This window comes from Tabrizicola soli, from assembly GCF_015999335.1.
In the GTDB taxonomy this organism is placed as follows: domain Bacteria; phylum Pseudomonadota; class Alphaproteobacteria; order Rhodobacterales; family Rhodobacteraceae; genus Tabrizicola; species Tabrizicola soli.
Genome location: NZ_JAEACP010000015.1, coordinates 1 through 15,675 on the forward strand (window position 1 = coordinate 1; position 15,675 = coordinate 15,675).

16 protein-coding genes are annotated in these 15,675 nt (G+C 68.4%); 14 read left to right on the plus strand and 2 right to left on the minus strand.

The genetic code is table 11. From position 1 onward, the window contains the following. The 14 genes from I7S92_RS14540 to I7S92_RS14605 all read left to right on the plus strand — a co-directional run. Window positions 1–230: integrase core domain-containing protein (locus I7S92_RS14540; protein WP_197645592.1), on the plus strand; the 230-nt coding region annotated here is incomplete at its 5' end. Window positions 231–237: 7 nt separating this feature from the next. Then, entirely contained in the window at window positions 238–690 is a 453-nt protein-coding gene (locus I7S92_RS14545; RefSeq protein WP_197645594.1) for a Fic family protein, read from the plus strand. Window positions 691–1,093: 403 nt separating this feature from the next. Continuing rightward, window positions 1,094–1,477, plus strand: coding sequence for a hypothetical protein (locus I7S92_RS14550; RefSeq protein WP_197645596.1), 384 nt, complete (start codon window positions 1,094–1,096; stop codon window positions 1,475–1,477). 429 nt (window positions 1,478–1,906) lie between these two features. Then, the gene (locus tag I7S92_RS14555) at window positions 1,907–2,887 is read left to right on the plus strand and encodes a glutathione S-transferase family protein (protein ID WP_197645598.1); all 981 of its coding nucleotides are present in this window, start codon (window positions 1,907–1,909) and stop codon (window positions 2,885–2,887) included. 77 nt (window positions 2,888–2,964) lie between these two features. Then, window positions 2,965–3,318, plus strand: coding sequence for a hypothetical protein (locus I7S92_RS14560; protein WP_197645600.1), 354 nt, complete (start codon window positions 2,965–2,967; stop codon window positions 3,316–3,318). A gap of 172 nt (window positions 3,319–3,490) precedes the next feature. Beyond that, the gene (locus tag I7S92_RS14565) at window positions 3,491–4,579 is read left to right on the plus strand and encodes an ABC transporter substrate-binding protein (RefSeq protein ID WP_197645602.1); all 1,089 of its coding nucleotides are present in this window, start codon (window positions 3,491–3,493) and stop codon (window positions 4,577–4,579) included. Continuing rightward, a complete protein-coding gene (locus I7S92_RS14570) occupies window positions 4,576–5,628 on the plus strand; it encodes a FecCD family ABC transporter permease (RefSeq protein ID WP_197645604.1) in 1,053 nt (350 codons plus the stop codon). The genes I7S92_RS14565 and I7S92_RS14570 overlap by 4 nt, the downstream gene beginning before the upstream one ends. Then, window positions 5,628–6,377, plus strand: coding sequence for an ABC transporter ATP-binding protein (locus tag I7S92_RS14575; protein WP_197645606.1), 750 nt, complete (start codon window positions 5,628–5,630; stop codon window positions 6,375–6,377). The genes I7S92_RS14570 and I7S92_RS14575 overlap by 1 nt, the downstream gene beginning before the upstream one ends. Before the next feature lie 126 nt (window positions 6,378–6,503). After that, the gene (locus I7S92_RS14580) at window positions 6,504–7,772 is read left to right on the plus strand and encodes a HEAT repeat domain-containing protein (protein ID WP_197645608.1); all 1,269 of its coding nucleotides are present in this window, start codon (window positions 6,504–6,506) and stop codon (window positions 7,770–7,772) included. A 10-nt stretch (window positions 7,773–7,782) separates the two neighbouring features. Then, entirely contained in the window at window positions 7,783–8,835 is a 1,053-nt protein-coding gene (locus tag I7S92_RS14585; RefSeq protein WP_197645609.1) for a DUF2169 family type VI secretion system accessory protein, read from the plus strand. Then, window positions 8,828–9,922: a 3-oxoacyl-ACP synthase gene (locus I7S92_RS14590; protein WP_197645610.1), complete on the plus strand. Its 1,095-nt coding sequence runs from the start codon at window positions 8,828–8,830 to the stop codon at window positions 9,920–9,922. The genes I7S92_RS14585 and I7S92_RS14590 overlap by 8 nt, the downstream gene beginning before the upstream one ends. Then, window positions 9,919–10,941, plus strand: a complete 1,023-nt coding sequence (locus I7S92_RS14595) for a DUF4150 domain-containing protein (RefSeq protein ID WP_197645611.1) — start codon at window positions 9,919–9,921, stop codon at window positions 10,939–10,941. The genes I7S92_RS14590 and I7S92_RS14595 overlap by 4 nt, the downstream gene beginning before the upstream one ends. An 11-nt stretch (window positions 10,942–10,952) precedes the next feature. Continuing rightward, window positions 10,953–11,684, plus strand: coding sequence for a hypothetical protein (locus I7S92_RS14600; protein WP_197645612.1), 732 nt, complete (start codon window positions 10,953–10,955; stop codon window positions 11,682–11,684). After that, window positions 11,681–12,349: a hypothetical protein gene (locus I7S92_RS14605; RefSeq protein ID WP_197645613.1), complete on the plus strand. Its 669-nt coding sequence runs from the start codon at window positions 11,681–11,683 to the stop codon at window positions 12,347–12,349. Before I7S92_RS14600 ends, I7S92_RS14605 begins: the two co-directional genes overlap by 4 nt. 136 nt (window positions 12,350–12,485) lie before the next feature. Here I7S92_RS14605 and I7S92_RS14610 read toward each other — a convergent pair whose 3' ends face one another. Continuing rightward, a complete protein-coding gene (locus tag I7S92_RS14610) occupies window positions 12,486–12,890 on the minus strand; it encodes a hypothetical protein (RefSeq protein WP_197645614.1) in 405 nt (134 codons plus the stop codon). A gap of 11 nt (window positions 12,891–12,901) precedes the next feature. Beyond that, window positions 12,902–15,607 carry a type VI secretion system ATPase TssH gene (tssH, locus tag I7S92_RS14615; RefSeq protein ID WP_197645615.1) on the minus strand — a complete coding sequence of 902 codons (2,706 nt, stop codon included), beginning with the start codon at window positions 15,605–15,607 and terminating at the stop codon, window positions 12,902–12,904. Window positions 15,608–15,675 lie beyond the last annotated feature (68 nt).

Genomic DNA, 15,675 nt, shown 5'->3' on the forward strand with positions numbered 1-15,675 from the left:
TCCGCAACCTGGCACATGCCCGCGATCTGATCGCCGAGTGGGTCACCGACTACAACACCGCGCGGCCCCATTCAGCCCTCGGCTACCAGACGCCTGCAGGCTTCGCCCTGCACCTGACCACCGCAATCGCCCGACCCGCTGCACGCGATGACAGTTCCGCGCGTCGGGCGATTGCTCAACCCACGCCGACAGGCGTAAATCAAAAACCGGCTCCGGTCGCAGCTGGATGAAAGTTCAGTGGCAGGTCACCATCTGCGCGACGTGATCGGGCGGCTGATGATCGACCTCTCCTGGGCCTCGTCGAAGCTGGAGGGCAACACTTACAGCCGCCTCGACACCGAGAACCTGATCCGTTTCGGCAAGGTCGCCGAGGGCAAGGACCTGATCGAGACGCAGATGATCCTCAACCACAAGGCCGCCATCGAGCTGATCGCCGAGGCGCCCGAGGAGATCGGCTACGACAGCTACACCTTCCTGAACCTGCACGCGCTGTTGTCGGACAACCTGATGGCCGACCCCGCCGCCTCGGGCCGGTTGCGCCGACGCCCGGTGGATATCGGCGGCAGCGTCTATACCCCGCCCGCCATCCCACAGCGGATCGAGGACAATTTCCGCACCATCCTCGACAAGGCCGGCCGGATTCCCGAACTCTACCTCGATGGGGCGCTTGTCGGGGCTCGGCCAAGCTGAATGTCTGCTGAAGGCTTATGCTGCAATCGCCATGCCGCAGCGCGGTCAGTCCGCTTCCCGCCCTTCGCGCCTACCCCCAGTGCGCCTTGGCGATACCAGCCCGGTGATCATGCGCTTCCAGGGTGGGATAGGGAAGCGGAGCAAGCAGATGGGGCGGTAGGCCACCCGTCGGCTCGTAAGGTCCTCATTCGCTCAGCCGAAGTTCGGCCTGGACTTTCCGCCGCAAGGAAGCGGTGGTCACCGGGGGGCAGCGACGCGAGGACCGAATGCCGCAGGCGGAGACCTGTTTGGGTTCAACGGCGGCTCATATGCCGGTCTCGTCTATAATGAGAATGAAACCACCGAATTCCGGGCAATCGAAACGTTCGTCAAGGCGGCCGCGTCGCGTGCCTTGGACAACGCCATGAAGGTGCATGCTCCCGAGCTTCTGAAAAATCTTAGGGCTGACCCGGGAGCCGTGGGCGTTCTGCATGAATGGGACCTGGGCAAAGGGAACTTCGGGGGCATCGCAATCCTGAACCATATCCCGGAGAAGGATTTCGCGGACGTCGCGCTGATCGACGGGAAGCTTAATGATCGGCTGCTGAGCGCGATCAGGGAGAGGCATCAGCAAGGATACGGCGAGGCGCTCGCTTCGGAAGTGCCTTGGCTAGCTAAGCTGCGTGATGAGCTCGGAGCCCGTGCCACGTCACTCGCACCACCTCACCGCAACTATGTGGAGCAGCGCTTGGATCAATGGTTTAAGGACTTGCAGGAGGGGCTTGCTGCGAGCTCCGGGGCTGCGTGACGGCCGCGGAACCACGATGTAAACAGTCGCAAAGGCCTTGTCAGAAGAACTTCGCTTGAGACGAAAGGAGCGCCCGGCTAAGGGACAGCCCTACTGTCCTTGTAGAGGCCAGTTCGCATTCGTCTGACAGCACCGCCATAACTTAACGCATTGATCTTAAATGGCTTCATGACTCACATACTGTGGCATGTTTTCCGCGGCTTGCGGAGTTCCGCTTCCTAGAGCCTTGAAATCACAGGCAAAACAGCTGGTCAAAACGGTCCGAGTTTCCGGTTGGCATTTGGCGCTGTGGCCGGAACCGCCGGTCCGGGCAAGGCGCATTGACCCGGCTTCGTCCCCGGCCCATCCTTGCCGTCCGGCATGACGCGCGACGATCCCCCGGGGGGCCTGCCTTGGCCCAGGGGCTCGGACCATTGAAGGACTTCCAGCATGGGCAAGCTTGTCGACGGCGTCTGGAGCGACCAGTGGTATGACACCGCCAGCACCGGCGGCCGCTTCCTGCGCACCACCACCGCCTGGCGCAGCTGGATCACGCCGGACGGCGCGCCCGGTCCCGCGGGTCAGCGCGGCTTTCCCGCCGAAAGCGGGCGCTACCACCTCTATGTCTCCTATGCCTGCCCCTGGGCGCATCGCACGCTGGTCTTCCGGGCGCTGAAGCGGCTGGAGCCGCATATCGGGGTCTCGGTCGTCCATCCCGACATGCTGTCCGAGGGCTGGGAGTTCCGCACCGACTTCCCCCTCGCCACCGGCGACCGGCTCTACGGCCTGCCCTACCTGCGCGACCTCTACCTGCGCGCCGATCCCAGGGCCTCGGGCCGGGTGACGGTGCCGGTCCTCTGGGACAAGCAGACGGGGACCATCGTCTCGAACGAAAGCGCCGAGATCATCCGCATGTTCAACTCGGCCTTCGACGGGCTGACCGGCAACCGGGACGACTATTATCCCGAACCTCTGCGTTCCCGGATCGACGCGCTGAACGACCGCATCTATCCCGCCTTCAACAACGGGGTCTACCGCGCCGGTTTCGCCACCTCGCAGGCGGCCTATGACGAGGCGGTGGCCGAGGTCTTCGCCACGCTCGACTGGCTGGAACCGCATCTGGCCGCCAACCGCTACCTGACCGGCCCCCGGATGACCGAGGTCGACTGGCGGCTCTTCACCACCGCGGTGCGCTTCGATCCGGTCTATCACACGCATTTCAAGTGCAACCGGGCCTGGATCCGGGAATATCCGAACCTCTGGGGCTGGCTGCGCGAGCTCTATCAGTGGCCCGGTATCGCCGAGACCGTGAAGTTCGACCATATCGTGCGGCACTACCACTACAGCCACGACACCATCAATCCCTACCGCATCCTGCCGATCAATCCCCGGATCGACTGGCTGGCCCCGCATGGGCGCGAGCGGATCTGACGGCAATAGTGACGCACCCCCGCAAATCCGGTTGTCGGAGTCGTGAAGCGGTGCAAGAGTGCCGCACGATGCGGGTGATGTCGGTCCTCTTTCAGCGGTTGCTTCTCCTGGCAGTCATCGCCATGGGGCTTGCGGCGACCGGCTTCGCGCATCGCATCCCTTCCGTGGACGACACCGCGCAGCAGTCATTCCTCCTTGCCGGCGGCGCGCTTTCCGATCTCTGCGCCGAGGGCGAAGACCACGGCCCTCCCGCCCACGGCGACTGTCCGGCCTGCCATATCGTCGGCGCGGTCGACCTGCCACCGGCGATGTTCGGACTGCGGGATGCGAACCTCGCCTTCGTCGCCGCAGTCGTCGCCCCGCGCGAAAGCCGCGCGGTGCGCAGCGTTCTCGATCCCGCACGCGGGATGCGTGCCCCGCCTCTGGCCTGATCGCGTTTCCCTGAAACCCTGATCCTTCCGGGCGCCCCCCTGCGCCCTGGCCCGAGGTCCCTCCATGACCCGTCTTCCCCCGCGGCCCCGGCTGCCGATGTCCGCACATCCGTTGCGGGCGATGGCGGCCGCCGGCACCGCCGATGACCCGCTTCCCTTACGGAGATCCCAGATGAAACGACTTGCTCTTCTTGCCGCGCTGACCCTCGGCGCCACCCTGCCCGCTTCGGCCGAAGTCACCCTGACCGACCTCAAGGGCCGGTCGATCACCCTGCCCGATCACCCCGACCGCGTGCTTCTGGGCTTCTACTACGAGGATTTCATCGCCATCACCGGCCCGGGCGGGATCGACAAGGTCGTCGCCATTTCCCGCGCCCCCTGGGCCGAATGGCGCCCGATGCAATGGGAGGCCTACAAGGCCGTCTACCCGATGATCGACAGCCTGCCGGACGTGGGTGATACCGAAACCGGCACTTTCTCGGTCGAGGCCGCGATCGCGGCCGCGCCGGATGTCGCCCTGCTGGCCGGCTGGCAGTTCGACGCCCTGGGCGAAGGCGTCGCCCAGCTCGAGGCGGCGGGCATCCCGGTCGTCGTGGTCGATTACAACGCCCAGACCCTCGCGGCGCATCTCGCCTCCACCCGCGTCATCGGGACGCTGATGGGCAGCGAGGATCGGGCCGGGAAGCTGGCGGCGCTCTATGAGGAGCGGATCACCGATACGGTGAAGCGCGTGGCGGCGGCGGGCGACGCGCCGAAGAAGGTCTATGTCGAACTGGCCAGGAAGGGCCCGGCCGAAATCGGCAATTCCTATGGCAACGGCATGTGGGCGGGCACGATCGAACTGGTGGGCGGCGCGAACATCGCCCGCGGCCAGGTCGAGAACTGGGGCCCGCTGGCTCCGGAATATGTGCTGGCCGAGAAGCCGGAGGTCATCCTTCTGGCCGGCTCCGAATGGCTCTCCTCGCCCGAGGCGGTGCGCGTCGGCTTCAACGCCGATGCCGCCGAGGTGCAGGCCAGGATGCTCAGTTACCTGACCCGTCCCGGATGGGCCGGCCTTCCGGCGGTCACCTCCGGCGAGGTCCATGCGATCTACCACGGCGGCGCGCGGTCCCTGTCCGATTTCGTCTTCGCCCGCTATCTCGGCAAGGTGCTGCACCCCGAGGCCTTCGCCGATGTCGACCCGCAGGCGGAACTGGCGGCCTATTACGCCGAATGGCTGCCGATCCCGCTGGACGGCATCTTCGTGCAGAAGCTGCAATGACCGAGCCCGGCCCGGGCATCGGCGGCTATGCCCGCCGGATCAGGCTGCGCAGCGCGGCGGCCGTGGCCGCCGCGCTGGTGCTGCTGGCGCTGATCCTGGCCGATCTGGTGACCGGCCCCTCCGGCATGTCGCTCGAGGCGCTGAACCGCGCGTTCCGGGCCGGACCGCAGGGCGCGGACCGCGCGGCAGCCGCGATCCTGTGGCAGATCCGCATGCCGCAGACCCTCATGGCGATCCTGGTCGGCGCAAGTCTGGGCCTTGCCGGGCTGATGATGCAGACGATCCTGGCCAATCCCCTGGCCAGCCCCTTCACCCTGGGCTTTTCGGCAGCGGCCGGCTTCGGCGCCGCCCTGTCGATCCTCCTCGGCGGGCTGACCGCGCTGCCGCAATGGCTGGAAACCCCGCTGGCGGCCTTCTCCATGACGCTCCTCGCGACGGGGCTCGTCTATCTCGTGGCCCGCTTCAAGGGCGCACAGGCCGAGATCCTGGTCCTGGCCGGGATCGCGGTCCTGTTCTTCTTCCAGGCGCTGCAGTCGCTGGTGCAATTCATGGCCAGCCCCGAGGTCCTGCAGCAGATCGTCTTCTGGCTGTTCGGCAGCCTGTTGAAGTCCAGCTGGACCAGCGTGCAGGTCACCGGGGCGATCCTGCTCCTCTGCCTGCCCTTCGTGCTGCGCGATGCCTGGAACCTGACCGCGCTGCGGCTGGGCGATGCGAATGCGGCAAGCCTCGGCATGGATGTGGACGCGATGCGGCGGCGGGTCTTCCTTCTGGTCGCAGCCCTGGTCGCGGGGGCGGTCAGCTTCACCGGCACCATCGGCTTTGTCGGGCTGATCGCGCCGCATGTCGCCCGTGCCGCCGTGGGCGAGGATCATCGCTTCGCCCTGCCGATGGCCGCGATCACGGGGGCGCTGATCCTCGTCGCGGCCTCGGTCGCAGGCAAGCTCCTCTCGCCCGGCGCGGTGATCCCGGTGGGGATCATCACCGCGATCGCCGGCATCCCGATGCTGCTGGCCGTGCTGTTCGCCCTGAAACCCGCCGGAGGACGCTGATGCTGACCGCAACCATACGCGAGGTGCGCAAGGGCCGGGTGACGGTGCTGCAGCCGCTGCGGCTGACCGCCGCCCCCGGCCAGGTCCTGGGCGTGATCGGACCGAACGGCGCCGGCAAGTCGACGCTTCTGCGCCAGCTTGCCGGGATCGACGGCGCCGGCGCCGCCCGATGGTCGGGCGAGGCGCTGGCCGCGCGGCAGATCGGCTTCATGCCGCAGGCCTTCCAGGTCTCCGCCCGGCTCTCGGTGCTGGAATGCGTGCTGCTGGGCCGGCGCGAGGGGCTGGGCTGGCGCGTCGCGGCGCAGGATCTGGCCGCCTCCGCTGCGGCCCTCGCGGCGCTGGGGCTGGAGCGGCTGGCCCAGCGGCCGCTGGAAAGCCTGTCGGGCGGCCAGCAGCAGATGGTGCTTCTGGCCCAGAGGCTGGTGCGCAGGCCCCGGCTCCTGGTGCTGGACGAACCGACCTCGGCGCTGGACCTGCATCACCAGCTGACCGTGCTCGGCCATCTGCGCGCCCATGCCCGGCGCCGGGACGCCATCGTGGTGATGGCCCTGCATGACCTGACCATGGCCGCGCGCTTCTGCGACCGGCTCGCCCTCCTCCAGGCCGGCCACCTGCTGGCCTGCGGTCCGCCCTGCACCCTCCTGACCTCCGAGGCGATCCGCGAGGGCTGGCAGGTCGAGCCCGAGGTCCTGCTTGCCCGCGACGGCGGCCAGGTCATCGTCCCGCACCGGATCGAGGCCCCGCAATAGGATCGGCCAGCCGCCGGACCGGAGTCTTCCCGCAATTCGCGGCACCGGGTCCGGAATGCCGGGCTTGGATTTGGCCCGTCTTGCTCTAAGCTGGTCCCAGCGCAGCCCTCGCGGGACGGTTTGCGAATGAACTGCAACGCGCCTCTGGTCAAGCGCCGGATCTTGCGGCTCCATGCGGAGAACGCGGCCTTCGTCGTGTCGCAGCTGCGGCTCGGCCAGGACGGGCCGAACTTCCGCCTGGTCGAGATCTTCGATCTGGAGGCCCGCCTCGGCGGCCATCTCGACGCCCTCACCATCGCCCGCGACACGGGGCTGGAGCTGGCGCATGAGGCGCTTGCCGTCGCGGCCGGATTCGGCGAGGTCTTCACCGCCTTCCACCTCGGCCTGCATGCCCGGCCCGACCTCGTGCTCCCTGCCCTCGCCCCGCCCGAGGTCCTGATCTGGGAGCAGGTCGCCGCCCTGGGTCTCGCCGCCGCCTGGTGCGCGCCCGACCGGATGGCGGCCCGGATGCGGGACTGGATCACCGGGCACGACCCGATGGCCACCCGGATCGCGCTGGAGGTCTGCGGCCTGCGCCGCGTGGACCCCAAGGGCCACCTGAAGCCGCTCCTTGCCCATCGCGACCCGCGCGTCGCGGCGCGCGCCATGCAGCTGGCCGGAGAGCTTGGCCGCGCCGACCTCGCCGCCGACCTGGCCCGCCTCGCCGAAACCGCCGACCCGGCGCTGCGCTTCCACGCCGCCCGGGCCGCCGCCCTCCTCGGCGACCGCCGCACCTCCCCCGCGATCCTCTCCACGCTCATCACCCCCGCCACCCCGCCTGCCGAGGCCCGGATGGCGGCCGAATTGCTGCCCCTGGTCCTCGACGACCGCGCCGCCCGCGCCGCCATCGCGCGGCTCATGTCCGACCGGCTGACCGAACGCTGGGGCATCGTCGCGACCGGGGCGCTGGGGGCGGCGGACACCCTGGACTGGCTCCTGCGCCAGATGGACGATTCCCTCCTGTCGCGCATTGCCGGGGCCGCCTTCTGCCGGATCACCGGCGCGCGGCTGAGTGCGGAATCGCTGGAGCTGGACTCTTTCCCCGACGATCCCGACGACCCTTTGGTCGCCGCCTGCCCGCAGGAAAGCTTCATCGAGGCCAAGCTCTACTGGCCCGACCCCGACAAGCTCGCCCGCTGGCTCGCCCCGAACCGCGCCCGCTTCGTGGCCCAGACCCGCCACCTCCTCGGCCTCCCCGCCTGGACGATCCAGCCCCCGATCGAGGCTGTCGCGACCTACCAGCTCGACCAGCGCGCCCTGGCGCTGGAGCTTGCCACCCGCGCCCCCGACGCGCCCCTGCCGAACTGGCACGGCCCGGTGCTCCCCCAGCCACGGGGGTTCACCCGCAGATGGTAGGGCCCGCGCCATGAGGCTGGAGAACACCACGCCCTTTCCGGCGAACTTCACCCTGGCGCTGGACAAGCAGGGGCACGAGCAGATCGTGCTGGTGGTCCGCGCCACCTTCACCCTCTCCCCCACCCGCGGCGAACCGACCCTCGTCGCCCCCGACCAGCTGCCCCTGATCGAGGCCGATGTCTTCGGCGCCGACCCCGCCTGGGACGCCCCGGTCTTCGAGACCGACTTCGCCCATTTCCGCCCGCGCTGCGACGTCCTCTGCCATGCCCGCGCCCACGCCCCGCGCGGCGAGCCCGCGACGACGGTCGACGTCGGCATCCGCCTCGGCCCATGGGCCAAGAAGTTCACCGCCCACGGCAGCCGCATCTGGCTGCGCGGCGCGGCCGGTCATACGCCCTCCGAGAAGCGCCCCTTCCTGGTGCAGGACATCGGCTACGACCACGCCTATGGCGGCATCGACCCCGAGGCCGAGAACCCCGCCATGGCCAAGGCCTTCCCGGAAAACCCCGCGGGTCTTGGCTACTACCCGAACTCGCTCAACCGCGAGGGCAAGCCGCTGGCCCAGACCTCGGAATTCGGCCAGGACGCCGTCTCCCCCGACGGCGGCTATCCCCCCATGGCCTTCGGCCCCTTGGGTCGCACCTGGCTGCCGCGCCGCCAGTATGCGGGAACCTACGACGATACCTGGCTCGACAACCGCGTCCCCCTCCTGCCGATGGACTTCGACGACCGCTACTTCCAGGCCTCGCCCCCCGACCAGCAGATCCCCTATCCGCTGGGCGGCGAGCCGGTCGAGACGGTCAACCTTTCCCCCGAAGGCCGCCTCTCCGGCGCGATCCCCCGCACCCAGATCGTCGTCACCTTCGAGCGCAAGTCCGGCCGCGTCACCCAGCGCATCGCCAATCTCGACACCGTCCTCCTCCTGCCCGAGGCCGCCCGCATGTGCCTGACCTGGCGCACCCGCATCACCGCCGAGCGCGACCTCTTCGAGTTCGCCCGCGCCATCGTCGTCGAACGCCCGCTCGACGGCGCCACCCACTGGCCGGGGGGCGGCAATGGCTGAGACAGGCATCGCCCCCGGCCTCTCGGTCATCGGCTACGGCATCTGGTCCGCGCTCGGCCCCGACGGCCCCTCCACCATCGCCGGCATCCGCGGCCAGATCATCGGGTCGGAGACCGGCAACCTCTGGGACCCGACCGCAGGCGCCAATCTCAACTGCTTCCGCGTCGCCGCGCATCAATGGTGGGAGGGGCCGGGCTTCCTCCCCGATCTCGCCACGCCGCCGATCGAGGAATGCCTGGCCCAGGTCGCCCACCTCCCCCCCGCGCTCCGCCGCCCCGCATCCGAAATCCCCATCCTCGTCACCGTCGCCCCCAAGGACCGCCCCGGCCGCCCCGCCGACCTCGAAGCCCTCGTCCTCGACGGCCTCGCCCGCAAGCTGGGCCGCCCGCTTCCCCCGGGCTCCGGCGTCATCGGCGGCGGACGCTCGGGCCTGCCGCACCTCCTCGCCACCGCCGCCCGCCAGTCCAGCCGCTACCCGCTGCAAATCCTCGTCGGCGTCGAAAGCCTGCTGCGCCAGCGGATCGTGGAGCATTACATCGGCAGGAACCGCCTCCTCTGCGGCGCCAACACCTCGGGCTTCACCGTGGGCGAAGCCGCCTCCGCCATCCTCGTCGCCCGCACCGGCAGCACCCAAGGGCCCGAGCTGGCGATCACCGGCATGGGCACCGGCCTTGAACCCGGCCGCGACGGCGGCACCCGCGAGCAGGCGGTGACGGGCGAGGGCCTGACCCAGGCGATCCGCGCCGCGCTGGCGGCGACGGGGATTCCGTTCTATGATTTTCCGGCATTGATCGGCGACCTGAACGGCGAGCATTTCAAGTTCAAGGAACAGATGATGGCCCAGATGCGCCTGGACCGCGCCCCGCCCGAGGGCCGCTCCCGCCGCCCGCGCGGCTATACGGAACACTGGAACCTGATCGAATACGCCGGCGAGATCGGCGCCGCCCTGATGCCCGCGCAACTCGCCTGGGCCTTCGAAATGGGCCGCGCCGGCCTCCTGCCCCAGAACCGCGCCCTGTGCATCGCCGGCGAAGACGACGGCCGCCGCGTCGCCCTGACCGCCGAGATGCGGGGGATCGGCCCATGAGCGTCTTCGCCAACGGGCTGGAGGTTTCGGGCAAGGCCACGCCCAACAAGACCATCGCCGCGATGCCCGACGTCTGCCTCTCGCCACCCCCGCCCCCGGCCGGGCCGGTGCCGATCCCCTATCCCTTGACCGGCATGGCCTCGGACACCACCGACGGCTGCACCAGCGTGTTCGTGAAGGGCAAGGAGGCGGGCAAGAAGAACGGCAGCAAATACTCGAAGACCACCGGCGACGAGCCCGCGACCAATGGCCTGGGCGCCGGCGTCGTGACCCACAAGATCACCGGCCCGCTGAAGTTCGCCGCCTATTCCTTCGACGTGATCTTCGAGGGCGGCGGCGCGGAACGCTTCACCGACCTCACCACCCAGAACCACATGAACGCCGGCAACTGCTCGGTCGGCATGAGCGCGGCGACCGCCGCCGCGGGAATGGGCCCGAAGGAAAATCCATGCGCCCAGCTGCAATCGGCGAACGACGCCGTTCGGCGCAACATGCGCGAGCGCGAGAACAAGCGCAACAAGAAGAAGCCGAAGAAGAAACGCACGAACAATGCGTCAAAACCTACCATCACCCACGGCGTCTTCACGCCGAAAGGCGGGTCGCCGTCCGTGGTGCGGGCCTGCTCCAACCGAAGGATGGGCGCCTACTACTCCGGGATGGCGAAGGGCACGCCGCAATATGCCAAGGGCAGCAAGAACGTCCGGAAATCCAGCGGCGCCTGCGGTGGCCATGTCTACGAAGAGAACCGCGCCGACCAGCGCCCGCACACCGCGCATACCGAGGCGCGGATCATCGAGGACCTGTTCAAGAGCGGGCCCTCGCCGGTCGGCGGAACGCTGGTCCTGGGGATCGACTGGAACACGTCCAGCCCCCCGGACACGTCGCAGGACGCCTGCGAACATTGCAAGAAGCTTCTCTGCGCGGTCGGAGGGAACGGCCCCGAGGCCTGCATGACGATCAAGGTCTGCGTGGGCAGCCCGGTTGCCAAGCCGAAGGACGTCAAGGATCTCTATTGCTGAAGGTGGACAGGATGGAATGGTATGAAAAGGCAGTTCCGGCGACCATTGCCGAAGCCCCGCTCGCCTTCGTCTGGGAAGGGCCGGACAAGCATATCGGTCCGGTCGAGCGTGAGACACCCCTTCTCGTCGCGCTGAAGAACAAGACGACGAATGGAACGACGGCCCTGGCCGCTGCGACGGCGACCTGGGGGTTCCTGCGGTTCGCGCATCATCTGGACATTGCGCCCTACCTCAAGTTTGCCGAGGCGGTCTTTCTGCAGATGCCCGCGTCCGAATGGATCGACATCTCCTCCGTCAAGGCCGATCCGGTTCCGAACCGGCCCGCTCCCGTCTCGGCGATCAAGCGGTTGCGCAGGCTTCTGATGTCCGCCGTGAACCCGGCACGCTGGGGCGACACGATCGACCAGCCGTTTCGGGAGACCTTTCACCTCGTTCACCTGGTCCGGCATGTCCTTGACCCAACGTCGCTCCCGGCGTTCGAAACCTGGCTCACGGCGGCCATTGCCCGCATCGACCAGATCGCTCCTCGACCTCCCGAGCAGAGCCGCGACTGGGACACGGCCTCCGAGGCGGAGATCGCCGCCTACATCCGTCTCTTCCGCGGCCAGCCTGTGGCGCCAGACGTATTTGCGGAGCCGGTAGAGCCTGGCGGGTTGATCGCCGCCTATGCCGCTTTTGCCACGCCCGAGCGGATGGCCGCGAATCCGTACATCCGTCCGGACCGAACCCCGATCGCACCATGAAACCGCTGTTCGATCAGTATCTTGCCCTGGCGCCTGGCGCGGCCGAGCTTGGCTACGCCTGGGACGAATGGCGCATTCACGACGATTATGCTGACGGCGAGACGGGTTTCGAAGAGCAGCTGGAACTCCTGTCCGATGCGGCCAGCCTCGCCCTGACCATTGCGCTGGGGGAATGGATCGCGGCGGGCCTGGCCGCTTTCGATGACCAAGACCGGACCGTCGCGCATTATGTGCGCTCTGCCTGGGCCGCGTTCTCGCAAAGCTACCGGCCGGTCTATTTCGAGACCGACGACGACGACTGGCGCGGACCGCAGCGGGGGATGCTGAACATGGCGCTCATCGTGGTCAATGATGCGGTGTTCTGCCGCGATGAGGACCCGGACGTCGCGGATCGCGCGAACCAGCTTCTCTTCTACTGTCAGAAGCTCTATCCGCGCCTGCCGGCCTTTGGCGAATGGCTGGCGGACAGCCTTGCGCTCCTGAAGTCCTTCTATCCGTACCGGGATGGCGACGACCCGATGATCGACCTTCCGGCAACGCCCCCCGTTCCGCGCGAGGTCTTCGGTCCCGGCCTGTCATCCCCGGACCGGGCAGCACCGCTGATCGAAGCCTACCTGGACCGCATAGCCCCGACAAACCCGTTCCTGTCGAAGACAGCCCCGTGATCGGGGGGCACCTTACCGTCCGAGCCTCCCGCCTGTCGGGCCGGACGCGGCCAATTCTTCACAAATCCTGAACGTCCACACCGAACCCCCTCAGTCCAAACGTGCCGGCAATCTATTCGCGCGCCGCACCCGGCCTTCAGTTCAGTTGCACCGATGCCCCCTGGACCCGGTTCGGCCCGTCCGACCGGCTCAGGACCTGGGTCCCCCGAATCGTCACCCTCCCGTCCGCCGTCAGGTGGATGCTGGCCTTCCCGCAGCGGAGGGTCAGCTCCCGCCGGGCCTCGATCACCAGCTTCTCCCCGTCCGCCTCGACCTCCGGGACCGGGGGCTGGACCAGCCCCAGGATCAGCGGCTGGTCGTCCATCATCGTGACCGCCGCCAGCCGCCCGACCGAAGCCACCGTCACCGGCACCAGCGACAGCGCGAAGACGGGCGTCTCGTCCAGCGACGGGACCAGCAGTTCAGCGCGGCCATCCGGGCCGATGCCGATGATCTCGCCCCGATGGACGCCCGGCAGCCCGAGGAAGGTTCCGTCATGCATCGCCGCCCCTCCTATTCGAATTCATAGCCGAACCCGGCGTCCGAACCCGTCACCGTGACCCGCGTCAGCTCCGCCCCCTCCAGCTTGCGGTTCAGCACCTGGCGGGAGAGTTCCGGCAGCAGCGTGTTGGTCAGGATCGCGTCGATCATCCTGCCGCCGCTTTCGATTTCCGTGCAGCGGGCCTTGATCGTGTCCATCACGCCCGCGCCGACCACCAGTTCCGCCCCATGCCCCGCCTCCAGCCGCCGGGCGATGCCGCGCAGCTTGTGGCCGGCGATGGCCTCGATCATCGCATCCGAGAGCGGATAGTAGGGGATCGTCACCACCCGGCCCAAGAGCGCGGCAGGGAAGACCTTCAGAAGCGGCGCGCGGAGCGAGGCGGTCAGGTCATCGAGGTCGGCGCCGGACTTGCCGTCCTCGGTCATCGCCATGATCTCTTCCGACCCGACGTTGGAGGTCAGCAGGATCAGCGTGTTCTTGAAGTCGATCCGGCGGCCTTCGCTGTCGTCCATCATCCCCTTGTCGAAGACCTGGAAGAAGATCTCGTGCACGTCCGGATGGGCCTTTTCCACCTCGTCCAGCAGGATCACCGAATAGGGCCGTCGCCGGACGGCCTCGGTCAGGATGCCGCCCTTGCCGTAGCCGACATAGCCGGGCGGCGCGCCTTTCAGAGTCGAGACGGTATGGGCCTCCTGGAACTCGCTCATGTTGATCGAGATCAGGTTCTGCTCGCCGCCGTAGAGGGTTTCGGCAAGGGCCAGCGCGGTCTCGGTCTTGCCGACGCCGGAGGGGCCGCAGAGCATGAAGACGCCGATGGGTTTCTCCGGGGCCCCCAGCCCGGCGTAGCTGGTCTGGATGCGGTTGGCGATCATGCCCATCGCGTGGTCCTGACCGACGACGCGTTCGGAGAGCGTCCCGGCCAGTTGCAGGGCGCGTTCGGTCTGGCTGGCGAGCATCCGGCCCATCGGGATGCCGGTCCAATCCTGGACGATGGCGCCGACTGCGAGGCGATCCACCGCCGGAAGGATCAGGGGTCGTTCGCCTTGGGCTTCGGCCAAGGCGGCCATCTTCGCGCGCAGGGTCGCCAGCATTTCGGCACGGGCTTCCGGGGTCAGTGCCTCTGGCTCGGCGGTGTCCTCGGTGTCTTCGGGCGGGGTCTCCCCCGTCACGCCGGTTTCATCGACCGGCTGGCCCGCCCCGCGCAGGGTGGCGCGCAGCGACAGGACCTCATCGACCAGCGCCTTCTCGGCCTCCCACCGGGCCTTGGCGGCGTCGAGTTCGGCCGCAGCCTTCGCCAGCGCAGCCTCGACCTCGGCCTTGCGCTCGCCGACCTCGATCCCGATGGCCTCCTCGCGGCTGATGATCCCCTGCTCCACCTCCAGCGAGGACAGGCGGCGTTCGATGTCCTCCACCTCGGCCGGGGTGGCGTGCTGCGAGACGGCGACCCGGGCGCAGGCGGTGTCGAGCAGGCTGATCGCCTTGTCCGGCAGCTGGCGCGAGGGGATGTAGCGGTGCGACAGCGTCACCGCCGCCTCGATCGCCTCGTCCAGGATTTCGACCTTGTGGTGCTTTTCCAGCACCCCGGCCACGCCGCGCAGCATGCGCACGGCGGCCTCCTCGGCCGGTTCCTCGACCTTCACCACCTGGAAGCGGCGGGTCAGGGCGGGGTCCTTCTCGATATGCTCCTTGTATTCCGACCAGGTGGTCGCCGCGACCGTCCGCAGCTCCCCCCGCGCCAGAGCCGGTTTCAGAAGGTTCGCCGCATCGCCGGTGCCCGCAGCCCCCCCGGCGCCGATCAGGGTATGCGCCTCGTCGATGAAGAGGATGATCGGTTTTTCCGAGGACTGCACCTCGTCGATCACCTGCTTCAGCCGCTTCTCGAACTCGCCCTTCACCGAAGCGCCGGCCTGCATCAGGCCCACGTCCAGCATGTGCAGGTCCACCGCCTTCAGCTGCGGCGGCACGTCGCCGCGCGCCAGACGCAGGGCGAAGCCCTCGACCACGGCGGTCTTGCCCACCCCGGCCTCGCCGGTGAGGATCGGGTTGTTCTGGCGGCGGCGCATCAGGATGTCGATGATCTGGCGGATTTCCGGGTCGCGGCCGATCACCGGGTCGATCTTCCCGGCCCGCGCCCGCTCGGTCAGGTTCGTCGCATACTGGTCCAGCGCCGACTTGCCGCCGGGGGCCTGTTTCGCCTTCGCGGCCTCGGGCGCGGCCCCGCCGCCTTCCACCGATTCCGCCAGCAGATCGCCCAGTTGCGCGCCCATGGCGGGGTCCAGCTTGTCGAACTCCAGGCTGATCTTGAAGAGCAAGCCCTCCAGCACCGGCACCTTCAGCGCGCCCAGAAGGATGTAGGCCGAGCGCACGGTATCGTCGCCGAATTCCAGGCTGCCGAAGGTCCAGCCCTCCTGGATCGCGCGGAAGATGTGGTCCGAGAATTCCTCGACCGACCCCGCGCCATGCGGCAGCGCGTCCATCGCCCGCGTGATGTCCGCCGCCAGGCGCGAGGCATCCACCCCCGCCGAGGCGCAGAGGATCTCGAAATCCGACCGGGACGACTGCGACAGCGCCTCGATGAAATGCACCAGCTCGACATAAGGATTGCCGCGCGCCTTCGCCGCCTGTGCCGCTGCCGAGAACGCCTTCAGGCAGACAGGATTCAACTTGCCGACCAGCTCCTTGCGCTTGATCGTCTCGGTGCCGCCACGTGGGGCCATAATCCATCCCCCTCAGCCGATTTGAATATGCTTGCTCATCCGGACGGAAAGACGCAGGCTTTCCGCAA

Excerpts from the sequence above, each read along its gene's own strand:
- I7S92_RS14550 (WP_197645596.1), top strand. The coding sequence starts at position 1,094 with ATGAAGGTGCATGCTCCCGAGCTTCTGAAAAATCTTAGGGCTGACCCG.
- I7S92_RS14555 (WP_197645598.1), top strand. The coding sequence starts at position 1,907 with ATGGGCAAGCTTGTCGACGGCGTCTGGAGCGACCAGTGGTATGACACC.
- I7S92_RS14560 (WP_197645600.1), top strand. The coding sequence starts at position 2,965 with ATGTCGGTCCTCTTTCAGCGGTTGCTTCTCCTGGCAGTCATCGCCATG.
- I7S92_RS14565 (WP_197645602.1), top strand. The coding sequence starts at position 3,491 with ATGAAACGACTTGCTCTTCTTGCCGCGCTGACCCTCGGCGCCACCCTG.
- I7S92_RS14570 (WP_197645604.1), top strand. The coding sequence starts at position 4,576 with ATGACCGAGCCCGGCCCGGGCATCGGCGGCTATGCCCGCCGGATCAGG.
- I7S92_RS14575 (WP_197645606.1), top strand. The coding sequence starts at position 5,628 with ATGCTGACCGCAACCATACGCGAGGTGCGCAAGGGCCGGGTGACGGTG.
- I7S92_RS14580 (WP_197645608.1), top strand. The coding sequence starts at position 6,504 with ATGAACTGCAACGCGCCTCTGGTCAAGCGCCGGATCTTGCGGCTCCAT.
- I7S92_RS14585 (WP_197645609.1), top strand. The coding sequence starts at position 7,783 with ATGAGGCTGGAGAACACCACGCCCTTTCCGGCGAACTTCACCCTGGCG.
- I7S92_RS14590 (WP_197645610.1), top strand. The coding sequence starts at position 8,828 with ATGGCTGAGACAGGCATCGCCCCCGGCCTCTCGGTCATCGGCTACGGC.
- I7S92_RS14595 (WP_197645611.1), top strand. The coding sequence starts at position 9,919 with ATGAGCGTCTTCGCCAACGGGCTGGAGGTTTCGGGCAAGGCCACGCCC.
- I7S92_RS14600 (WP_197645612.1), top strand. The coding sequence starts at position 10,953 with ATGGAATGGTATGAAAAGGCAGTTCCGGCGACCATTGCCGAAGCCCCG.
- I7S92_RS14605 (WP_197645613.1), top strand. The coding sequence starts at position 11,681 with ATGAAACCGCTGTTCGATCAGTATCTTGCCCTGGCGCCTGGCGCGGCC.
- I7S92_RS14610 (WP_197645614.1), bottom strand. The coding sequence starts at position 12,890 with ATGCATGACGGAACCTTCCTCGGGCTGCCGGGCGTCCATCGGGGCGAG.
- tssH (WP_197645615.1), bottom strand. The coding sequence starts at position 15,607 with ATGGCCCCACGTGGCGGCACCGAGACGATCAAGCGCAAGGAGCTGGTC.